This window comes from Pseudomonas sp. GL_103 (genome assembly GCF_057835175.1).
This window is the reverse complement of the sequence record NZ_CM174420.1, coordinates 2,729,608-2,745,138: the sequence shown is the minus strand read 5'-3', so window position 1 is coordinate 2,745,138 and position 15,531 is coordinate 2,729,608. Positions and strand designations below refer to the sequence as shown.

Genomic DNA, 15,531 nt, shown 5'->3' with positions numbered 1-15,531 from the left:
GCAGGAGATTTATCCAAGACACTGAAACACAAATGAAAACGGCCTGGACAGAGCCAGGCCGTTAACAATTGTAATGGAGCTAACTTACTTGAGAACAGCAAGTGCCGCTTCGTAGTTCGGCTCGTCAGCGATTTCGCCAACCAGTTCGCTGTGCAGCACGTTGTCGTTTTCGTCCAGAACCACGACGGCACGGGCGGTCAGGCCTTTGAGTGGGCCGTCGGCGATTGCAACGCCGTAGTTCTGGATGAACTCGGCACCGCGCAGGGTCGACAGGTTCTGTACGTTTTCCAGGCCTTCGGCGCCGCAGAAGCGGGCTTGGGCGAATGGCAGGTCAGCGGAGATGCACAGTACGACAGTGTTGGCCACGTCGCTGGCCTTGGCGTTGAACTGGCGCACGGAAGTGGCGCAGGTCGGGGTATCGACGCTTGGGAAGATGTTCAGCACTTTGCGCTTGCCGGCAAAGTCTTTCAGGGTGACGTCGGACAGATTGCCGGCAACCAGGGAAAAGGCTGGCGCCTTGGAACCGGCTTGTGGCAGTTGGCCGTTGACTTGAACCGGGTTGCCTTTAAGAGTGACTTGAGCCATGAACGGAGTCCTTCTGTACGTTGTGGTGGAGAATTTTGACGAGGCCGAAGTTAACCATGAAATTGTCCTGCGACCTATGGCCAAACATAAATTGTCATGTAACAGGGCACAAAACTGGATACAACCCACAACCCTGTGTTAGCCGAACAGGTCGGCAAAAGTACAGAGTACGCCCTCACCCGCTGCTTCCCGAGGTTCATGACGAAAGGCACACGTCATGGACGAAAACTTTTGTTAACACTCTGTCGAATTGCTCCACCGTCGTTCGACTATAAATCGAGCCACTCAACTGCAACGGAGACGAAACCATGCGATTCATGATCATCATCAAGGCCAGCCTGGATTCCGAAGCCGGCGTGATGCCCAGCCAGGAACTGCTGACGGCCATGGGCAACTACAACGAAGAACTGGTCAAGGCCGGCATCATGCTCGCGGGCGAAGGCCTGCACCCGAGCAGCAAAGGCGCACGGGTAAAGTTTTCCGGTAACAAGCACACGGTGATCGACGGTCCCTTCATCGAAACCAAGGAACTGATCGCCGGTTTCTGGTTGTGGAAAGTGAAGTCCAAAGAAGAAGCCATCGAATGGGTCAAGCGCTGCCCCAACCCGATGCCGGGCACCGAGGCCGAGATCGAGATTCGCCAGGTGTTTGAAGCTGAAGATTTTGGCGCTGAGTTCACACCGGAACTGCGCGAGCAGGAAGAGCGGGTTTGGGAGCAGGCGAAGAAGAACTGAGGTTGGCTGAACCGGCTATCGCTTCAGTTTCCTGTGGGAGCAAGCCTGCTCGCTCCCACATTGACTAGATAGTCACTTAACTTGTTCGGGCAAGCCTTTGATCCGTATTAACTTTTTAGTACACGAAATTAACGAGAAACTGCACACAAAACGAAAGAATTAATCCATTCAACTGGATAACCCGTGGTTAACTGCTAACTTAATCCGACGAGTCCTACAGGCTTGATCGGAAAGGGATTACGCAGTTATGGCTGAACATAAGGGGCCGTAGGCCCAGTCAGCCACCAGGGAACCGGGGGATTAATGTCTAAGAATTTGGGGAAGTACGCCTTTGTCTGGGTGACTTCACTCACGCCTGCTTTTTGTGCTCACGCGGATAACGCCGAGACCGCCAACAAAAGCAACAACCCGCTGAACCTGGCACCAGGTGTCAACCTGCAGGATTACTACACCCCCAAGCTGTTCGATACCAACGCTCACACCAACGATGCGCTGCTGCGCGGCGCCCTTCCGATGGCAGCCAATGACGTCATAGGCGTCCCGCAGTTGCTGCGCGTCACGCTCCCCGTCAGCACCCGTCCCGATCCGCACAACGGCTACAGCACCGGCATCGGCGACCTGAACGTATTTGATATTTTCCTGCTCAAGACCGAAGGCGTGCAGTTGGGCGTCGGCCCGCAAATCACCGCGCCGACCGCCGAGCAGGATGAGTTGGGAACCGGCAAATGGCAGGCCGGACTGTCCGCCATCGCCATCGACTCCTCGCCACGCGGACTGCTTGGCGCACTGGTGCAGTACCAGAGTTCGTTCGCCGGTGATCACGACCGTCCTCACGTGGAATCCGCCACCTTCCAGCCGTTCATCATCCACAACCTGGAAAAAGGCTGGTACCTGCGCTCCACCGGCACCTGGACGTTCGACCTGAAGAACAACACCCATTACATCCCACTCGGTTTGGGTGGCGGCAAAGCCTGGAAATCCGGGTCCAATATCCTCAATGCCTTTGTCGAGCCGCAGTGGACCGTCGCCCGCAAAGGCGACGGCTTGCCGCAATTCACGCTGTACGCCGGCATCAACGTCACCTTCGGTAAATAAGGACTTGAAAATGAACGTTGCCCTTCGCGCAGCCGGCTTCAGCCTGATGACCATGTTCGTCAGCTGCGGCGTGGGCGCCCAGGAGCTCGATACCCGCATCGGCAAAATTGCCATGGACGGCGAACTGCCGGCCCATGAATCGATTGCCAGGCTCTATGCCGAACTGGACTTCCAGCAGGCCACCCAGAGTTATCTGTGGGCCTTGCCACTGGTGTCCTACGCCCAGTGGCAGGAAGAGTTTCGCGACAAACTGGGCGCCCACAGCGGCGACCTGATGGTGCTCGACAGTTACGAAGACAAGCTCGGGGTGATCACGGCCAACGCCACCACGCCGTACATCCTCGGGTTTGTCGATCTCAACGAAACCGGGCCGCTGGTAATTGAACTGCCGCCTGGCCCGACTGCAGGTGGCGTGGGCGACTTCTGGCAGCGGGCGATCATCGACATGGGCCAGACCGGCCCGGACAAAGGCAAGGGCGGCAAGTACCTGGTATTGCCACCGGGTGCCGAGCCGCCGGCGGACGCCCATAAATACTACCTGGCCAAATCCGAAACCATGAACGTGCTGGTGGGCTTTCGCGTACTGGATCCGGACCCGGCCAAGGGCAAGGCGCTGGTCGAGCAATTCAGGATGTACCCGTACGCCAGGCGTGCGGAGTCGCCCGGGACCAGGCTGCTCTCCCCTGGCGGCAAACCCTGGTCGGGCACGCAACCCCGTGGCATGGCGTACTGGGAGCGTTTGCATCAGATCATCCAGAAAGAACCGGTCAATGAACGCGACCGTTTCTACATGGCCATGCTGGCCAGCCTGGGCATCGAGAAGGACAAGCCGTTCAACCCCAACGACAAACAACGCGCGGCCCTGGAACAGGGTGCACAGGTCGGTGAACTGATCGCCAAGGCCAACACCTTCGCCAAGCGTTTCCCCAATGCCCAATTCTGGCCGGACCGGCAATGGGACAGCGTGCTGAACATCGCCGATCCGTCCCAGCGCGTGGCCTATTACGACCAGTTGTGGGAACGCAGCGCCTGGTTCTACGAGGCGGTGACCAACACCAAAGGCATGGTCTCGAAGACCCCGGGGCTGGGCCAGACCTACCTCGGTGCCTACACCGACAACAAGGGCAACTGGCTCGATGGCGGCAAAAGCTATCGCCTGCACGTCGACGCCAACCCGCCGGCCAGGCAGTTCTGGTCGATGACCGTATACGACATCGACAGCCGCTGCCTGATCGACAACCCGCAGCGCAAGGCCGACCTGTCGTCCCGTCAGGACTTGAAGAAAAACGCCGACGGCTCGGTGGACCTGTACTTCGGCCCGACCGCGCCAAAAGGTTTCGAAGACAACTGGGTGCAAACCCTGCCGGGCAAACACTGGTTCAGCTACTTCCGTCTGTATGCGCCGACAGAAGCCTATTTCGACAAGAGCTGGAAACTCGACGACATCACGGCTGTGCAATGACGCCGGACGCTCAATAAGGGATGTATATGAATCACCGCATTTTGTTCACCGGCCTTGCACTGACCCTCAGCACCAGCGCCTGGGCCGACTTCACCGCCACGCCGGAGGAAGCCCGGGCCATCGCCAAGGAGGCCTACCTGTATGGCTTCCCGGTAGTGGAAATGTACAAGACGCTCTACACCCAGGCCGTGGACAAGAAGAGCCCGAACTTCAAGGCGCCGTTCAACCAGATCGGCAACACCGCCAAAGCCTTCACCGCCAGGGACACCGCGTTTGTCACGCCGAACGCCGACACGCCCTACTCCTTCGTCTGGATGGATTTGCGCGCCGAGCCACTGGTACTGACCCTGCCGCCCATCGAAGAGCATCGTTATTACTCGGTGCAACTGATCGACGCCTATACGCAGAACTTTGCGTACCTGGGCACCCGCAGCACCGGCAACAACGGAGGGCATTTCATGATCGCCGGGCCCAACTGGCAGGGCCAACAACCGCTGAACATCGACCGTTTGCTGCGCAGTGAAAGCAACATCGCCTATGCGCTGTACCGCACACAACTGTTCGATGAGAAGGATCTGGCCAAGGTCAAGCAGATCCAGAAGGGTTACAAGGTTGAACCCCTGAGTCATTACGACAAACATAAGGCCCCGGCCGCCGCACCGAAGATCGACTGGCCAAAACCCACGCCGACCATGAGCGAAACCCCGGACCTGTTCCGCTACCTGAATTTCATGCTGGCGTTCGCCCCGGCCCAGGACGTGGAAAAGGACCTGTTGGCGCGCTTCGCCAAGATTGGTGTGGAGGCTGGCAAGCCATTCAACGTGAACACACTCAGCGCCGAGCAGCGCAAAGCGCTGGAGGACGGCATAAGCGATGCCAAGGCCGGGTTTGCCGAGTTCAAGAAAACCAAAGTCGATACCCACGAGGTCACCAGTGGTGATTTCTTCGGCACCCGCGATCACCTCAAGGGCAATTACCTGTACCGCTATGCCGGCGCCAACATGGGGATTTTCGGCAACTCCGCCGAAGAGGCGAACTACATCGGTTATTTCGTCGACAAGAACGGCAAACCGGTCGACGCCTCGAAAAATGACTACACCCTGCATTTCGACAAGGGCGCCCTGCCCCCGGCCGATGCGTTCTGGTCCCTGACCATGTACGACGGCAAGAACAAGCTGCTGGTGGCCAACCCGCTCAATCGCTACCTGATCAACTCGCGCATGCTGCCTGACCTCAAGCTCGATGCCGATGGCGGCCTGACGCTGTACGTGCAGCACAAGGCGCCGGCCAAAGACCTGCAAAGCAATTGGCTGCCGGCACCGAACGGACCGTTCTACGGGATATTGCGTCTGTATTTGCCAAAACCGGAAGTCAGCAACGGCGAATGGAAAATGCCGCTGTTGAACCCCGTCACTCAAAAACAATAAGTGGAGTCAGTCATGATCAGGCCTTTCGTAGTGCGCCCCCTGTTGTTGGCGCTGTGCATGGTCAGCGGCAGCCCGTTGGTACTGGCGGCTGAAGGTGGTGTCGGACGGCCGATTACCGGCCAGCAAGTGTTCTCCAATGCCGGGATCGTGCCCCCGGAGCCCGGCTGGGTCATGTCCCTGACCAGCATCTGGTATGACGGTGATCTCAAGGGCAACGCCCAGGTGCCGATCGTCGGTGCCCTGAGTACCGGGCTGGACATGAAAGTGTCTTACACCATGGCCAACTTCACCCATGTCTGGGACACCGGCAAGGGCCGCTGGAATTACGCCTCGGCCATTGGCGTTCCGGTGCAGTACACCGACATCACCGCGAGTATCACCGGACCTCGCGGCAGAACCCTGGGCACCTCGGACACCGGCACCCAGTTCGCCGACATGCTGGTGACGCCGATTGCCGCCGGCTATCACTTCGACGAACTCAACCACATCTCGTTTTCGCTGCCGATCTACGTGCCGACCGGTGCCTACAACGACGATCGCCTGGCCAACCCCGGTCAGAACAATTACACCTTCATGCCGACCGTGGCGTTCACCCACCTGGACGGCAAGGGTGGCGAATTCACGCTGTCGAGCGGCCTGGAGTTCTACACCGAGAACGACGCCACCGATTATCGCAACGGCAACATCTACACCCTCGATGCGTTGTGGACCCACGGCTTTGGCAACGGTTGGAACGCCGGTATCGCCGCCGGTTACATCCAGCAGATCACCGATGACTCGGGGTCGGGTGCCGACAGCGGCTTCCGCGGACGCTCCGTGGGTGCCGGCCCGACAGTGGGCTGGACCGGCAAGTTCGCCGACGCCCAGGCCAACTTCAATGCGCGCTGGGTGCCGGAGTTCGACACCAAGAACCGCCCTGAAGGCAATGGAATCAGCGTCAACATGACCCTGGCGTTTTTCTAGGAGACCCCATGAGCACACTCGACGACCTCAACGCCCTGCAAGCCAGCATCGCCGAAGCGGTGCTCGGCCAGGACCAGGTGATCCGGCAGATGCTGGTCGGTTTGCTGGCCAACGGGCATTTGCTCCTCGAAAGCCTGCCCGGCCTGGCCAAGACCCGCACGGTCAAGTCACTGGCCGGACACCTGGACGCGAAGATGAGCCGCATCCAGTTCACCCCGGACTTGCTGCCGTCGGACATCACCGGCGCCGAGGTGCTGCATCAGGTCGAAGGCAAGAACGAAATCCGCTTCCAGCCCGGTCCGCTGTTCGGCAACCTGATCCTCGCCGACGAAATCAACCGTGCGCCGGCCAAGGTCCAGGCGGCGTTGCTCGAAGCCATGGAAGAACGCCAGATCACCGTGGCCGGCAACAGCCATGCGCTGCCGGACCTGTTCATCGTGGTCGCCACCCAGAACCCGATCGAACAGGAAGGCACGTACCCGCTGCCGGAAGCGCAGATGGACCGCTTCCTGATGAAGGTTCTGCTCGATTACCCGAGCGCGGAAAACGAAAGCCAGGTGCTGCGTCTGCTGCGCGAAGAAGAACAGGCCCTCGGCACCAAAACCGCTGCCGTGCAGGGCTTCTCCCTGTCTCAGGACGTGGTGTTCGCCGCGCGCCGTGAAGTCAGCGCCGTACACGTCTCCCCGGCCATCGACCGCTACCTGATCGACCTGATCAACGCCACTCGCCACCCGGCCGATTACGACGCCGACCTCGGGCGCTGGATCAGCATCGGCGCCAGCCCCCGCGGCGGCATCGGCCTGGATCGTTGCGCCCGGGCTGACGCCTGGTTGCAGGGTCAGGATTTCGTTTCCCCGGACAACGTCCGCGCCGTGGTGCACCCGGTGCTGCGCCATCGTCTGCAACTGAGCTACGACGCGGTGGCCGACGGCGTGAGCGCCGATCAGGTGCTCGACCGTCTGCTCGATAAAGTGGCGATTCCGGCGTGAACACCGAAGGCCTGGTGTATGTCTCTCTGGCGCAACTGATGGCCCTGGAGTTCAAGGCCCGTGACCTGAGTTTTCTGGCGCGTCAGCCCCAGGGCAGCATCCTGGCCGGCAACCATGCTTCGCGCTTGCGTGGCCGGGGCCTGAACTTCGATGAACTGCGCCGCTATCAGCCGGGGGACGATTTGCGTCACCTCGACTGGCGCGCGTCCCTGCGCACCGGCAAACCGGTGGTACGCACGTTCACCGAAGAGCGCGACCGCCCGGCGCTGATCCTCATAGACCAGCGCATGTCGATGTTCTTTGGCTCGCAACGCAGCTTCAAATCCGTCGTCGCCGCCGAACTCGGCGCCCTGGCGGCGTGGATGGTGTTCAACGCCGGCGACCGCGTCGGTGGGCTGGTCTTCAACGATCAACGCATCGACAGCATCGCCCCGCTGCGCAGCCGCAAACGGATCGAAGCACTGTGCAGCCGCATCGCCCAGCAGAACCAGGCACTCAATGCCGCCAACCCGGACGCCGAAGGCGAAGACCAGCTCGACAAGGTCCTGCAGCATTGCCTGGCCGTGGCCGGTCACGATCACCTGATCTGTATCGTCAGCGACTTTGCCGGGGCCGGCGAACGCACCTTGCAACTGATGCGGCAACTGGCGGCCCACAACGATGTGATTGCCATGCAGGTCTACGACCCGCTGGCGCTGAACCTGCCGAAAAACGGTCGCTTACTGATCACCCAGGGGCAATTGCAGGTGGAGCTGGCGGTGGATCGGCAACAGGTGCATCAGCCGCTCGGGGATTTTCTCAGCGGGCGGCTCAAGGACGTCGCTACCTTGCTGCGCCGCAGCCAGGTGCCGTTGATGATGTTCAGTACTGCCACAGAAGCCCACGAACAACTGCGTGCCGAACTGGGCAAGTTTGCCGGAGGGCGCCGATGAATCCCGCTATCCCGAGCATCGACCAACTCAAGGAAATGGCACTGCCGGCGCCGGTCAGTTATGCACCGCAAACCTGGGGTTGGTGGGCGTTGCTGGCGCTGTTGATCGTTACGCTGCTGGTGCTGGGTGCGCGGCGCTACTGGCAATGGCGGCGCGATCGTTATCGGCGCGAGGCGTTGGTGCGCCTGGAGGAACTTCAGCAGCGCAGCAATGACCTGAGCGCGTTGCGCGAGCTTCCGGAGCTGCTCAAGCGCGTGGCCCTCTCAATGCCCTCCCGACAAAACACAAAACCTGTGGGAGCGAGCTTGCTCGCGATGGCGTCGGGTCAGCCGACATCATCTTTGAATGTAATGGCCTCATCGCGAGCAAGCCCGCTCCCACAGGGGTCTCCTGCGACGTTAGGAAATGGGGATTGGCAGGCATTTTTGCAGCGGCACAGTAAACAGCCGCTACCCGTCGATTTCAGCCAACAACTGTCGCTACTGGCCTACGCCCCCGACGCAACATTGCGGGCCATGCCCACCGAGCAGCGCCAACAACTGTTCAGCACCTGCAAAACCTGGGTGGAGCGTCATCATGTGGCAGCTTGATTACCCCTGGCTGCTGATCCTGCTGCCGCTGCCGTGGTTCGGCTATCGCTACCTGCCCGATTACCGCGAGGCGCGCAGCGCCGTGCGTGTACCGTTTTTCGCGGCAATGAGCCGTGCTGTCGGCCAGGCCCCGAGCCAGGCCGGCACCCGCAGTAACCGCTGGCAATTGCTCTTGAGCCTGCTGGTCTGGACGCTCCTGCTGGTGGCGGCAAGTCGGCCGGTGTTGGTGGAAAAACCCATCGAACGCCAGCAGCCGGTGCGGGACCTGATGTTGGCCATCGACATTTCCCAGTCGATGGAAACCACCGATTTCACCGACGCCAACGGCCAGCAAATCAATCGCCTGGCCGCGGTCAAGGAAGTGGTGCACGGGTTCATCGATAAACGTAAGGACGATCGAATCGGACTGATCGTGTTCGGCACCGGTGCCTATCCGCAGGCGCCGTTGACCCTCGACCACGCGAGCCTGTCACTGCTGCTGGACGACACCGGCATCGGCATGGCCGGCCCCAACACCGCCATCGGCGACGCCATCGGCCTGAGCCTGAAACTGCTGGACCAGGCCCACGAGCAGGAAAAAGTGCTGATCCTGCTCACCGACGGCAACGACACCAGCAGCGCCATCACCCCGGATCACGCGGCCGCCATGGCTGCGGCCAAAGGCGTGGTGATTCACACCATCGGCATCGGCGACCCGAATGCCGAGGGCGAAGCCAAGGTCAACCTGCAAGGCTTGCAGGAGATTGCCCAAGCCACGCGCGGACGCTTCTTCCGCGCCGAAGACCGCAACGCCCTGGATCAGGTCTACAGCACCCTCGACAAACTCACCCCGCATCAGGTGAAAACCCTCAGCCACCAGCCCAAACGCGATCTGTTCTGGTGGCCGCTGGGCGCTGCCATCGCCCTGCTGGCGGTTTATCACCTGGGCGCCCTGCTGCTTCCACGGCTGATGCTCGCCCGTCAACGGCAGGAGGCCTGACATGGACATCAACCTCAGCGACTTCCATTTCCTGCGCCCTCTGTGGCTGTTGCTCGCGGTGTTCGGCGCATTGCTGCCATTGCTGTGGCGGCGCAACCAGGACCTGCAACGGCGCTTGCGCAGCAACATCGCCGCGCACCTGCTGCCGCATCTGCTGATCACCCCGCAAGACCGGCAACGCCTGCGTCCGGTGCATCTGGTGTGTGCGCTGTTGGTACTGGGCGCCATCGCCGCCGCCGGGCCGACCTGGGAACAGGATCGGCCGGACTTTCTGGAAAACCGTGCGCCACTGATCATCGCCGTTGACCTGTCGCCCTCCATGGACGCCAGCGACGTTCCCCCCAGTCGCCTGGAAGCGGTCAAGCACAAGCTCCACGACTTGATCCAGCGCCGCGCCGGTTCACGCAACGCCTTGATTGCCTACGCCGGCAGCGCGCATCTGGTGTTGCCCGCCACCGACGACCCGGCGCTGCTCGATACGTTCATTCAGGCCCTGAGCACCGACCTGATCAACAAACCGGGGAAAAATGTCAGCGCGGTCATCGATCAGGCCAAACGCCTGCTCGCCGCCGAGAAAACACCCGGCACCCTGCTGCTGATCACCGATGGCGCCGACACCTCGGCACTGGCCGGGCTGGACAAGCAACTGGCGGACAGTGCGCTGCAAGTGCTGATACTGGCAGCTGGCAGCAGCGACGGCGGGATCATCCGCGATGCCAGCGGCCAGCCACGCACCGACAGCAACGGTCGCCCGCAAATGGGCAGCTTCGATCAGGACGCCCTCAAGCAGCTTGCATCATCGATGGATGCCCCGCTGGGCAGCCTGACCCTCAACGATGACGATCTGGACTGGATCGAACTGCACGCCGAACAACACTTCCAGTCAGCCAGTGACGAACAGCGCGAACTGCACTGGAAAGACGCCGGTTACTGGCTGTGCTGGCCGCTGTTGCTGATAGCCTTCTTCAGCGTACGCAGGGGCTGGAGCCTGAACTGGATGGCCGCACTACTGCTGGCGGTGGGCCTGGGCCTGCAACCGGCGCCGGCACAGGCCAACGCGCTGACCGATGCCTTTTTCACCCGCGACCAGCAAGGTCGCTGGGCCTTCGAGCATGAGCACTACCCTCAGGCCGCGGCGCTGTTTGTCGATCCGTACTGGAAAGGCGTGGCCGCCTACAACGCGGCCGATTTCGACCTGGCACTGGCCAGCTTCGCGCGGCTCAATACACCACAGGCGTATTTCTACCTGGGCAACATCTACGTGCGCCGCTTCAAGTTCGATCAGGCCATCGCGTCCTATACCCAGGCGCTGAAATTGCAGCCGCAATTCCCGCAAGCCTCGGCGAACCTGGCCCTGGCCATTGCCTTGCAGAAAGACACCGAAAGCGCCGAGAAAAACACGCCAGAGGTCAAACCCGACGAAATCAAGATGGACAAGGCGCCGGGTAAAGGCCAAAGCAAAAAGGTCGAGACCCAGCAAGCGGCCTCGGATGAGCAATGGTTGCAGAACCTGACCACATCGCCGGCGAAATTCCTCAAGCAGAAATTCAGTCTGCAGGATCAGGCGGGGGCCAAGCCATGACATACAGTCTGGTAGACCGTGTCGCGGCCTTCGTCGGATCGCCGCCCGGAGACAAGCCCGCTCCCACAGGGGACTTGTTGTGCACACAAATCCAGTGTGGGAGCGGGCTTGCTCGCGAAAGGGCCCGATCAATCACCACAACACTCGGCGCCCTGCTCATTGGCCTGGTCAGCCTCAACACATTCGCCGCCGACCCTCAACTGAAAGTCCGGGCCAGCCTGCAACCCGCCACCCAGGTCATGGTCGGCAGCCTGGTCGAGTTGCAACTCGATGTCTTCACCGACACCTGGTTCACCAGCGCTCCCACCCTGCCCGACCTGAAACTGCCCGGCGCATTGGTGATGCCACCGGACGGCCATGCCCAGCACATCAACCAGACCTTCGACGGCCAATCCTTCAGCGGCATGCGCTACAGCTACCTGATCACCCCGAACCTGGCCCAGGGCTTCGACATTCCAGCACTGACGGTACAAGCCACACCGGGTCAGGCCAGCCACGCACTCAGCGCCCAGAGCCAGCCTTTGCATTTCAACGCCGCACAACCACCGGGGTTCCAGCCCGGTGAGGCGGTGCTGGTGGCCCAAGGGATGCGGTTTACCCAGAAGACCCTCAATTCGGCCACGCCGCTGAAGGTCGGTGACAGCATCACCCGGGAACTGACCTTGCAGGCCGACGGTGCCCTGGGCATGTCACTGCCGACACCGACGCTGGACGACATCAAGGGCCTGAGCCGCTACCCGAAAGCACCGCAAATCCGCAATCTGGATGACGGTCGCGGCAACTTCAATGGCGGCCAGCGCATCGACAGCGTGACCTACCAAATCGACCAGGAAGGCCACTACAGCCTGCCATCCGTCGAACTGAAATGGTGGGATGCCGGCAGCCAGCAAACCCGCACGGCCAGGGTGCCTGCCGTGACCTTCGACGCGGCGGCCAACAGCGCCTACAAGCCGGTGTTTTCAATCACCGAAGACCTGAAAAAACTCGGCCAGCAGAATCGCCTGCACCTTTCCGGGCACTGGTTCGGACTATTGGCACTGGTGTTGGCGGTGGTGGCACTCGGCTGGTTCAGTCGCCCGCTCGTACGCCGCGCGCACCTCAAGTGGCAAGCCCGACGCCGCGCCCGACACGCCGCCTGGCTCGAGTCCGCCGACTACGCGTGGCGGCAGATCCCGGCACAAATCGAAGGCAAACCGGCGCAACTCAGCGCCCTGTACCTGTGGACCCGGCGCAGCCGCCACGGCCTGAAACTGACCGGCCTCGGCCCGCGCCTGCAAACCTTCCTGCGCGACTGTTATGGCCGCGAACCGGACAAAGAGCAGGCCCTGCGCCAAATCGGGGAATCCTTGTCTACGCTGCATAGTCAGGCCGGGCGCAACAGAGAATCAGTCTCTTCTGCACTTCACCCGCTCAACCCCGTTCACGAGAAGGACTTCCCATGACGAATCCGATATCGCTACGCCATCATCGCGCATTCAGCTTCCTGTTGACTCTGGCCTTGAGCCTGCCGCTGCTGGTGCAGGCCGCCGAACCGTTGCCCTCCTGGAACGACGGGCCGTCGAAAAAGCAGATCATCGAATTCGTGCAGACAGTCACCGATCAAAACAGCAAGGACTTCGTCAAGCCCGAGGAGCGCATTGCCGTGTTCGATAACGACGGCACCTTATGGAGCGAGCAGCCGATGTACTTCGAGTTGCTGTTCGCCCTGGAGGAAGTCAAGCGCACCGCGCCGCAACACCCGGAATGGAAAACCACCCAGCCGTTCCAGGCGGTGCTGGAAAACGATCACAAGGCCCTGGCTGCCAGTGGCCTTGAGGGCATGATGAAAATTTTCGGTGCCACCCACACCGGGATGACCACCGAAGCCTTCGATGACTACGCCAAGACCTGGCTGACCCAGGCCCGTCATCCGAAAACCGGCAAGCCGTACACCGAGATGATCTTCCAGCCGATGCTGGAGATGCTCGACTACCTGCGCGGCAAGGACTTCAAGACCTACATCGTCTCCGGCGGTGACACCGGGTTCATGCGCGCCTTCGCCGAGAAGGTCTATGGCGTTCCGCCCGAGCAGGTTATCGGCACGACCTTCGTTACCACCTTTGATTACAAGGATGGCAAGGCGTCGATCCTGCGCACGCCGAAACTGGCCCACAACGACGATGGCCCGGGCAAACCGGTCAGCATCGACGCGGTGATCGGTCGTCGGCCAATCCTCGCCTTCGGCAACTCCGACGGCGACCTGCAAATGCTCCAGTGGACTGCCGCCGGACCGGGCAAACGCTTCATGGGCCTGGTGCATCACACCGACGCCAAACGCGAATGGGCTTACGACCGGCAGTCACAGATCGGTCGTCTGGACAAGGCCCTGGACGAAGCAGACAAACGCGGCTGGACGGTCGTCGACATGGCGTCCGAATGGCGTCGGATCTATCCGTTCGATGCCGCCACATCTGAGCAAGTGCAATAAAAAAAGACGTAATGCAGGACCGCAGTAAACGTTTGTCGCAGTACGCGACGCAAGTGAGCATAAGGAGCCAGTCAGATGACTCGCATACGTAAGTGGATACCGAAGCTCGCCCTTGTGGCAGCGTCGGTCATGGCAATTTCGGCAACTGCCGGGGCCGCCGAAAAACCCAACATTCTCGTGATCTTCGGCGACGATATCGGCCAGACCAACATCAGCGCCTATTCCATGGGCGTGGTCGGCTACAAGACTCCGAACATCGACCGCATCGCCAAAGAAGGCATGATGTTCACCGACTACTATGCGGAGAACAGCTGCACGGCCGGACGGTCATCGTTTATCACTGGCCAGACACCATTGCGCACCGGTTTGTCGAAAGTCGGCATCCCGGGTGCTCCGGTGGGTTTGCAAAAGCGTGACATCACCATTGCCCAGGCACTCAAGTCCCAGGGCTACGCCACCGGCCAGTTCGGCAAGAACCACTTGGGCGACAAGGATGAATACCTGCCGACCAACCACGGTTTCGACGAGTTCTTCGGCAACCTGTACCACCTCAACGCTGAAGAAGAACCCGAGCGCCCTTACTGGCCCAAGGACGACGCTGCCTTCGTCAAGGCCAACACCCCGCGTGGCGTGATCCACAGCTTCGCTGACGGCAAGATCGAAGACACCGGCCCGCTGAACACCAAGCGCATGGAAACCATCGACGACGAAACCACCGCCGCCGCACAAGCGTTCATCGAGAAACAGGCCAAGGCGGACAAACCGTTCTTCGTCTGGATGAACACCACCCGCATGCACTTGTTCACCCACGTGCGCGAGTCGATGAAGGGCCAGAGCGGCATGCCCGGCAACGATTACGCCGACGGCATGCTCGAGCACGACGGCGACGTCGGCAAACTGCTGAAAACCCTCGACGACCTGAAAATCACCGACAACACCATCGTCGTCTACACCACCGACAACGGTCCGAACCAGTTCTCCTGGCCGGACGCGGCGACCACGCCGTTCCGTAACGAGAAGAACTCCAACTGGGAAGGTGCCTACCGGGTGCCGGCGATGATTCGCTGGCCTGGCAAGATCAAGCCGGGTGAAGTGTCCAACGAGATGTTCTCGGGGCTTGACTGGTTCCCGACCTTGCTCGCGGCGGCAGGTGATGCCGAGGTGAAGGACAAACTGCTCAAGGGCTGGGCTCCAACGTCTGGCGGCAGCAATTTCAAGGTTCACCTGGACGGCTACAACCAAATGCCTTACCTGACCGGCCAACAGCCTAAAGGCGAGCGCAAGGAGTTCTACTACTTCAACGACGACGGCATGCTGGTTTCCATGCGTTTCGACAACTGGAAAGCGGTGTTCTGCGAGCAGCGTGCACCGGGTGGGTTCAAGGTCTGGAGCGAACCGTTCGTGTGCCTGCGGGTGCCGAAAATCTTCAACCTGCGCATGGACCCGTATGAACGTGCCGACGTGGTTTCCGATCAGTATTACGATTGGCAAACCAAGAACGTCTACCTGGCTGCGGTTGCCGTGGGCAAGTCGGCGGTATTCCTGCAAACCTTCATCGACTATCCACCTAGCCAGAAACCGGCCAGCTTCAGCATCGACCAGATCCGTGCTGCGGTAGACGCCAAAATCGCTGAAAAAATGAAAGCTGCACAGTAAGACCGCTGGACCACCGCTCGCCTTCACCGGCGAGCGGTACTGTTTCCGACTTGCCCGCGAAGAGGCCCGC

General features: G+C 60.9%; 14 protein-coding genes. 13 read left to right on the top strand and 1 reads right to left on the bottom strand.

The genetic code is table 11. The features are described from left to right. Positions 1 to 84: 84 nt before the first annotated feature. Positions 85 to 585 carry a thiol peroxidase gene (gene tpx / locus AC3IP0_RS12610; RefSeq protein WP_103393591.1) on the bottom strand — a complete coding sequence of 167 codons (501 nt, stop codon included), beginning with the start codon at positions 583 to 585 and terminating at the stop codon, positions 85 to 87. A gap of 308 nt (positions 586 to 893) precedes the next feature. Here tpx and AC3IP0_RS12605 point away from each other — a divergent pair, with 308 nt between their 5' ends. The 13 genes from AC3IP0_RS12605 (at position 894) to AC3IP0_RS12545 (ending at position 15,461) form a co-directional block, all read left to right on the top strand. Then, the gene (locus AC3IP0_RS12605) at positions 894 to 1,319 is read left to right on the top strand and encodes a YciI family protein (RefSeq protein WP_489319483.1); all 426 of its coding nucleotides are present in this window, start codon (positions 894 to 896) and stop codon (positions 1,317 to 1,319) included. A 303-nt stretch (positions 1,320 to 1,622) separates the two neighbouring features. Further along, positions 1,623 to 2,414 carry a hypothetical protein gene (locus tag AC3IP0_RS12600; RefSeq protein WP_489319482.1) on the top strand — a complete coding sequence of 264 codons (792 nt, stop codon included), beginning with the start codon at positions 1,623 to 1,625 and terminating at the stop codon, positions 2,412 to 2,414. 10 nt (positions 2,415 to 2,424) lie between these two features. Then, positions 2,425 to 3,876 carry a DUF1254 domain-containing protein gene (locus AC3IP0_RS12595; RefSeq protein ID WP_489319481.1) on the top strand — a complete coding sequence of 484 codons (1,452 nt, stop codon included), beginning with the start codon at positions 2,425 to 2,427 and terminating at the stop codon, positions 3,874 to 3,876. Positions 3,877 to 3,902: 26 nt separating this feature from the next. Further along, on the top strand, positions 3,903 to 5,303 hold the full coding sequence (locus AC3IP0_RS12590) for a DUF1254 domain-containing protein (RefSeq protein WP_489327545.1): 1,401 nt from the start codon (positions 3,903 to 3,905) through the stop codon (positions 5,301 to 5,303). A gap of 12 nt (positions 5,304 to 5,315) precedes the next feature. After that, on the top strand, positions 5,316 to 6,266 hold the full coding sequence (locus AC3IP0_RS12585) for a SphA family protein (RefSeq protein WP_489319479.1): 951 nt from the start codon (positions 5,316 to 5,318) through the stop codon (positions 6,264 to 6,266). An 8-nt stretch (positions 6,267 to 6,274) separates the two neighbouring features. Continuing rightward, positions 6,275 to 7,255, top strand: coding sequence for an AAA family ATPase (locus AC3IP0_RS12580; protein ID WP_489319478.1), 981 nt, complete (start codon positions 6,275 to 6,277; stop codon positions 7,253 to 7,255). Next, positions 7,252 to 8,187, top strand: coding sequence for a DUF58 domain-containing protein (locus AC3IP0_RS12575; RefSeq protein ID WP_489327544.1), 936 nt, complete (start codon positions 7,252 to 7,254; stop codon positions 8,185 to 8,187). Before AC3IP0_RS12580 ends, AC3IP0_RS12575 begins: the two co-directional genes overlap by 4 nt. Continuing rightward, on the top strand, positions 8,184 to 8,777 hold the full coding sequence (locus AC3IP0_RS12570; RefSeq protein WP_489327543.1) for a DUF4381 domain-containing protein: 594 nt from the start codon (positions 8,184 to 8,186) through the stop codon (positions 8,775 to 8,777). Before AC3IP0_RS12575 ends, AC3IP0_RS12570 begins: the two co-directional genes overlap by 4 nt. Next, on the top strand, positions 8,764 to 9,756 hold the full coding sequence (locus AC3IP0_RS12565; RefSeq protein WP_489327541.1) for a vWA domain-containing protein: 993 nt from the start codon (positions 8,764 to 8,766) through the stop codon (positions 9,754 to 9,756). Before AC3IP0_RS12570 ends, AC3IP0_RS12565 begins: the two co-directional genes overlap by 14 nt. A 1-nt stretch (position 9,757) precedes the next feature. Continuing rightward, positions 9,758 to 11,338 (top strand): VWA domain-containing protein, encoded by a 1,581-nt coding sequence (locus tag AC3IP0_RS12560; protein ID WP_489327540.1) that lies wholly within the window; start codon positions 9,758 to 9,760, stop codon positions 11,336 to 11,338. Continuing rightward, positions 11,335 to 12,780: a BatD family protein gene (locus AC3IP0_RS12555; protein ID WP_489327539.1), complete on the top strand. Its 1,446-nt coding sequence runs from the start codon at positions 11,335 to 11,337 to the stop codon at positions 12,778 to 12,780. The genes AC3IP0_RS12560 and AC3IP0_RS12555 overlap by 4 nt, the downstream gene beginning before the upstream one ends. Then, the gene (locus AC3IP0_RS12550; RefSeq protein ID WP_489327538.1) at positions 12,777 to 13,805 is read left to right on the top strand and encodes an HAD family hydrolase; all 1,029 of its coding nucleotides are present in this window, start codon (positions 12,777 to 12,779) and stop codon (positions 13,803 to 13,805) included. Before AC3IP0_RS12555 ends, AC3IP0_RS12550 begins: the two co-directional genes overlap by 4 nt. 75 nt (positions 13,806 to 13,880) lie before the next feature. Next, entirely contained in the window at positions 13,881 to 15,461 is a 1,581-nt protein-coding gene (locus AC3IP0_RS12545; protein WP_489327536.1) for an arylsulfatase, read from the top strand. The last annotated feature ends 70 nt before the right edge of the window (positions 15,462 to 15,531 follow it).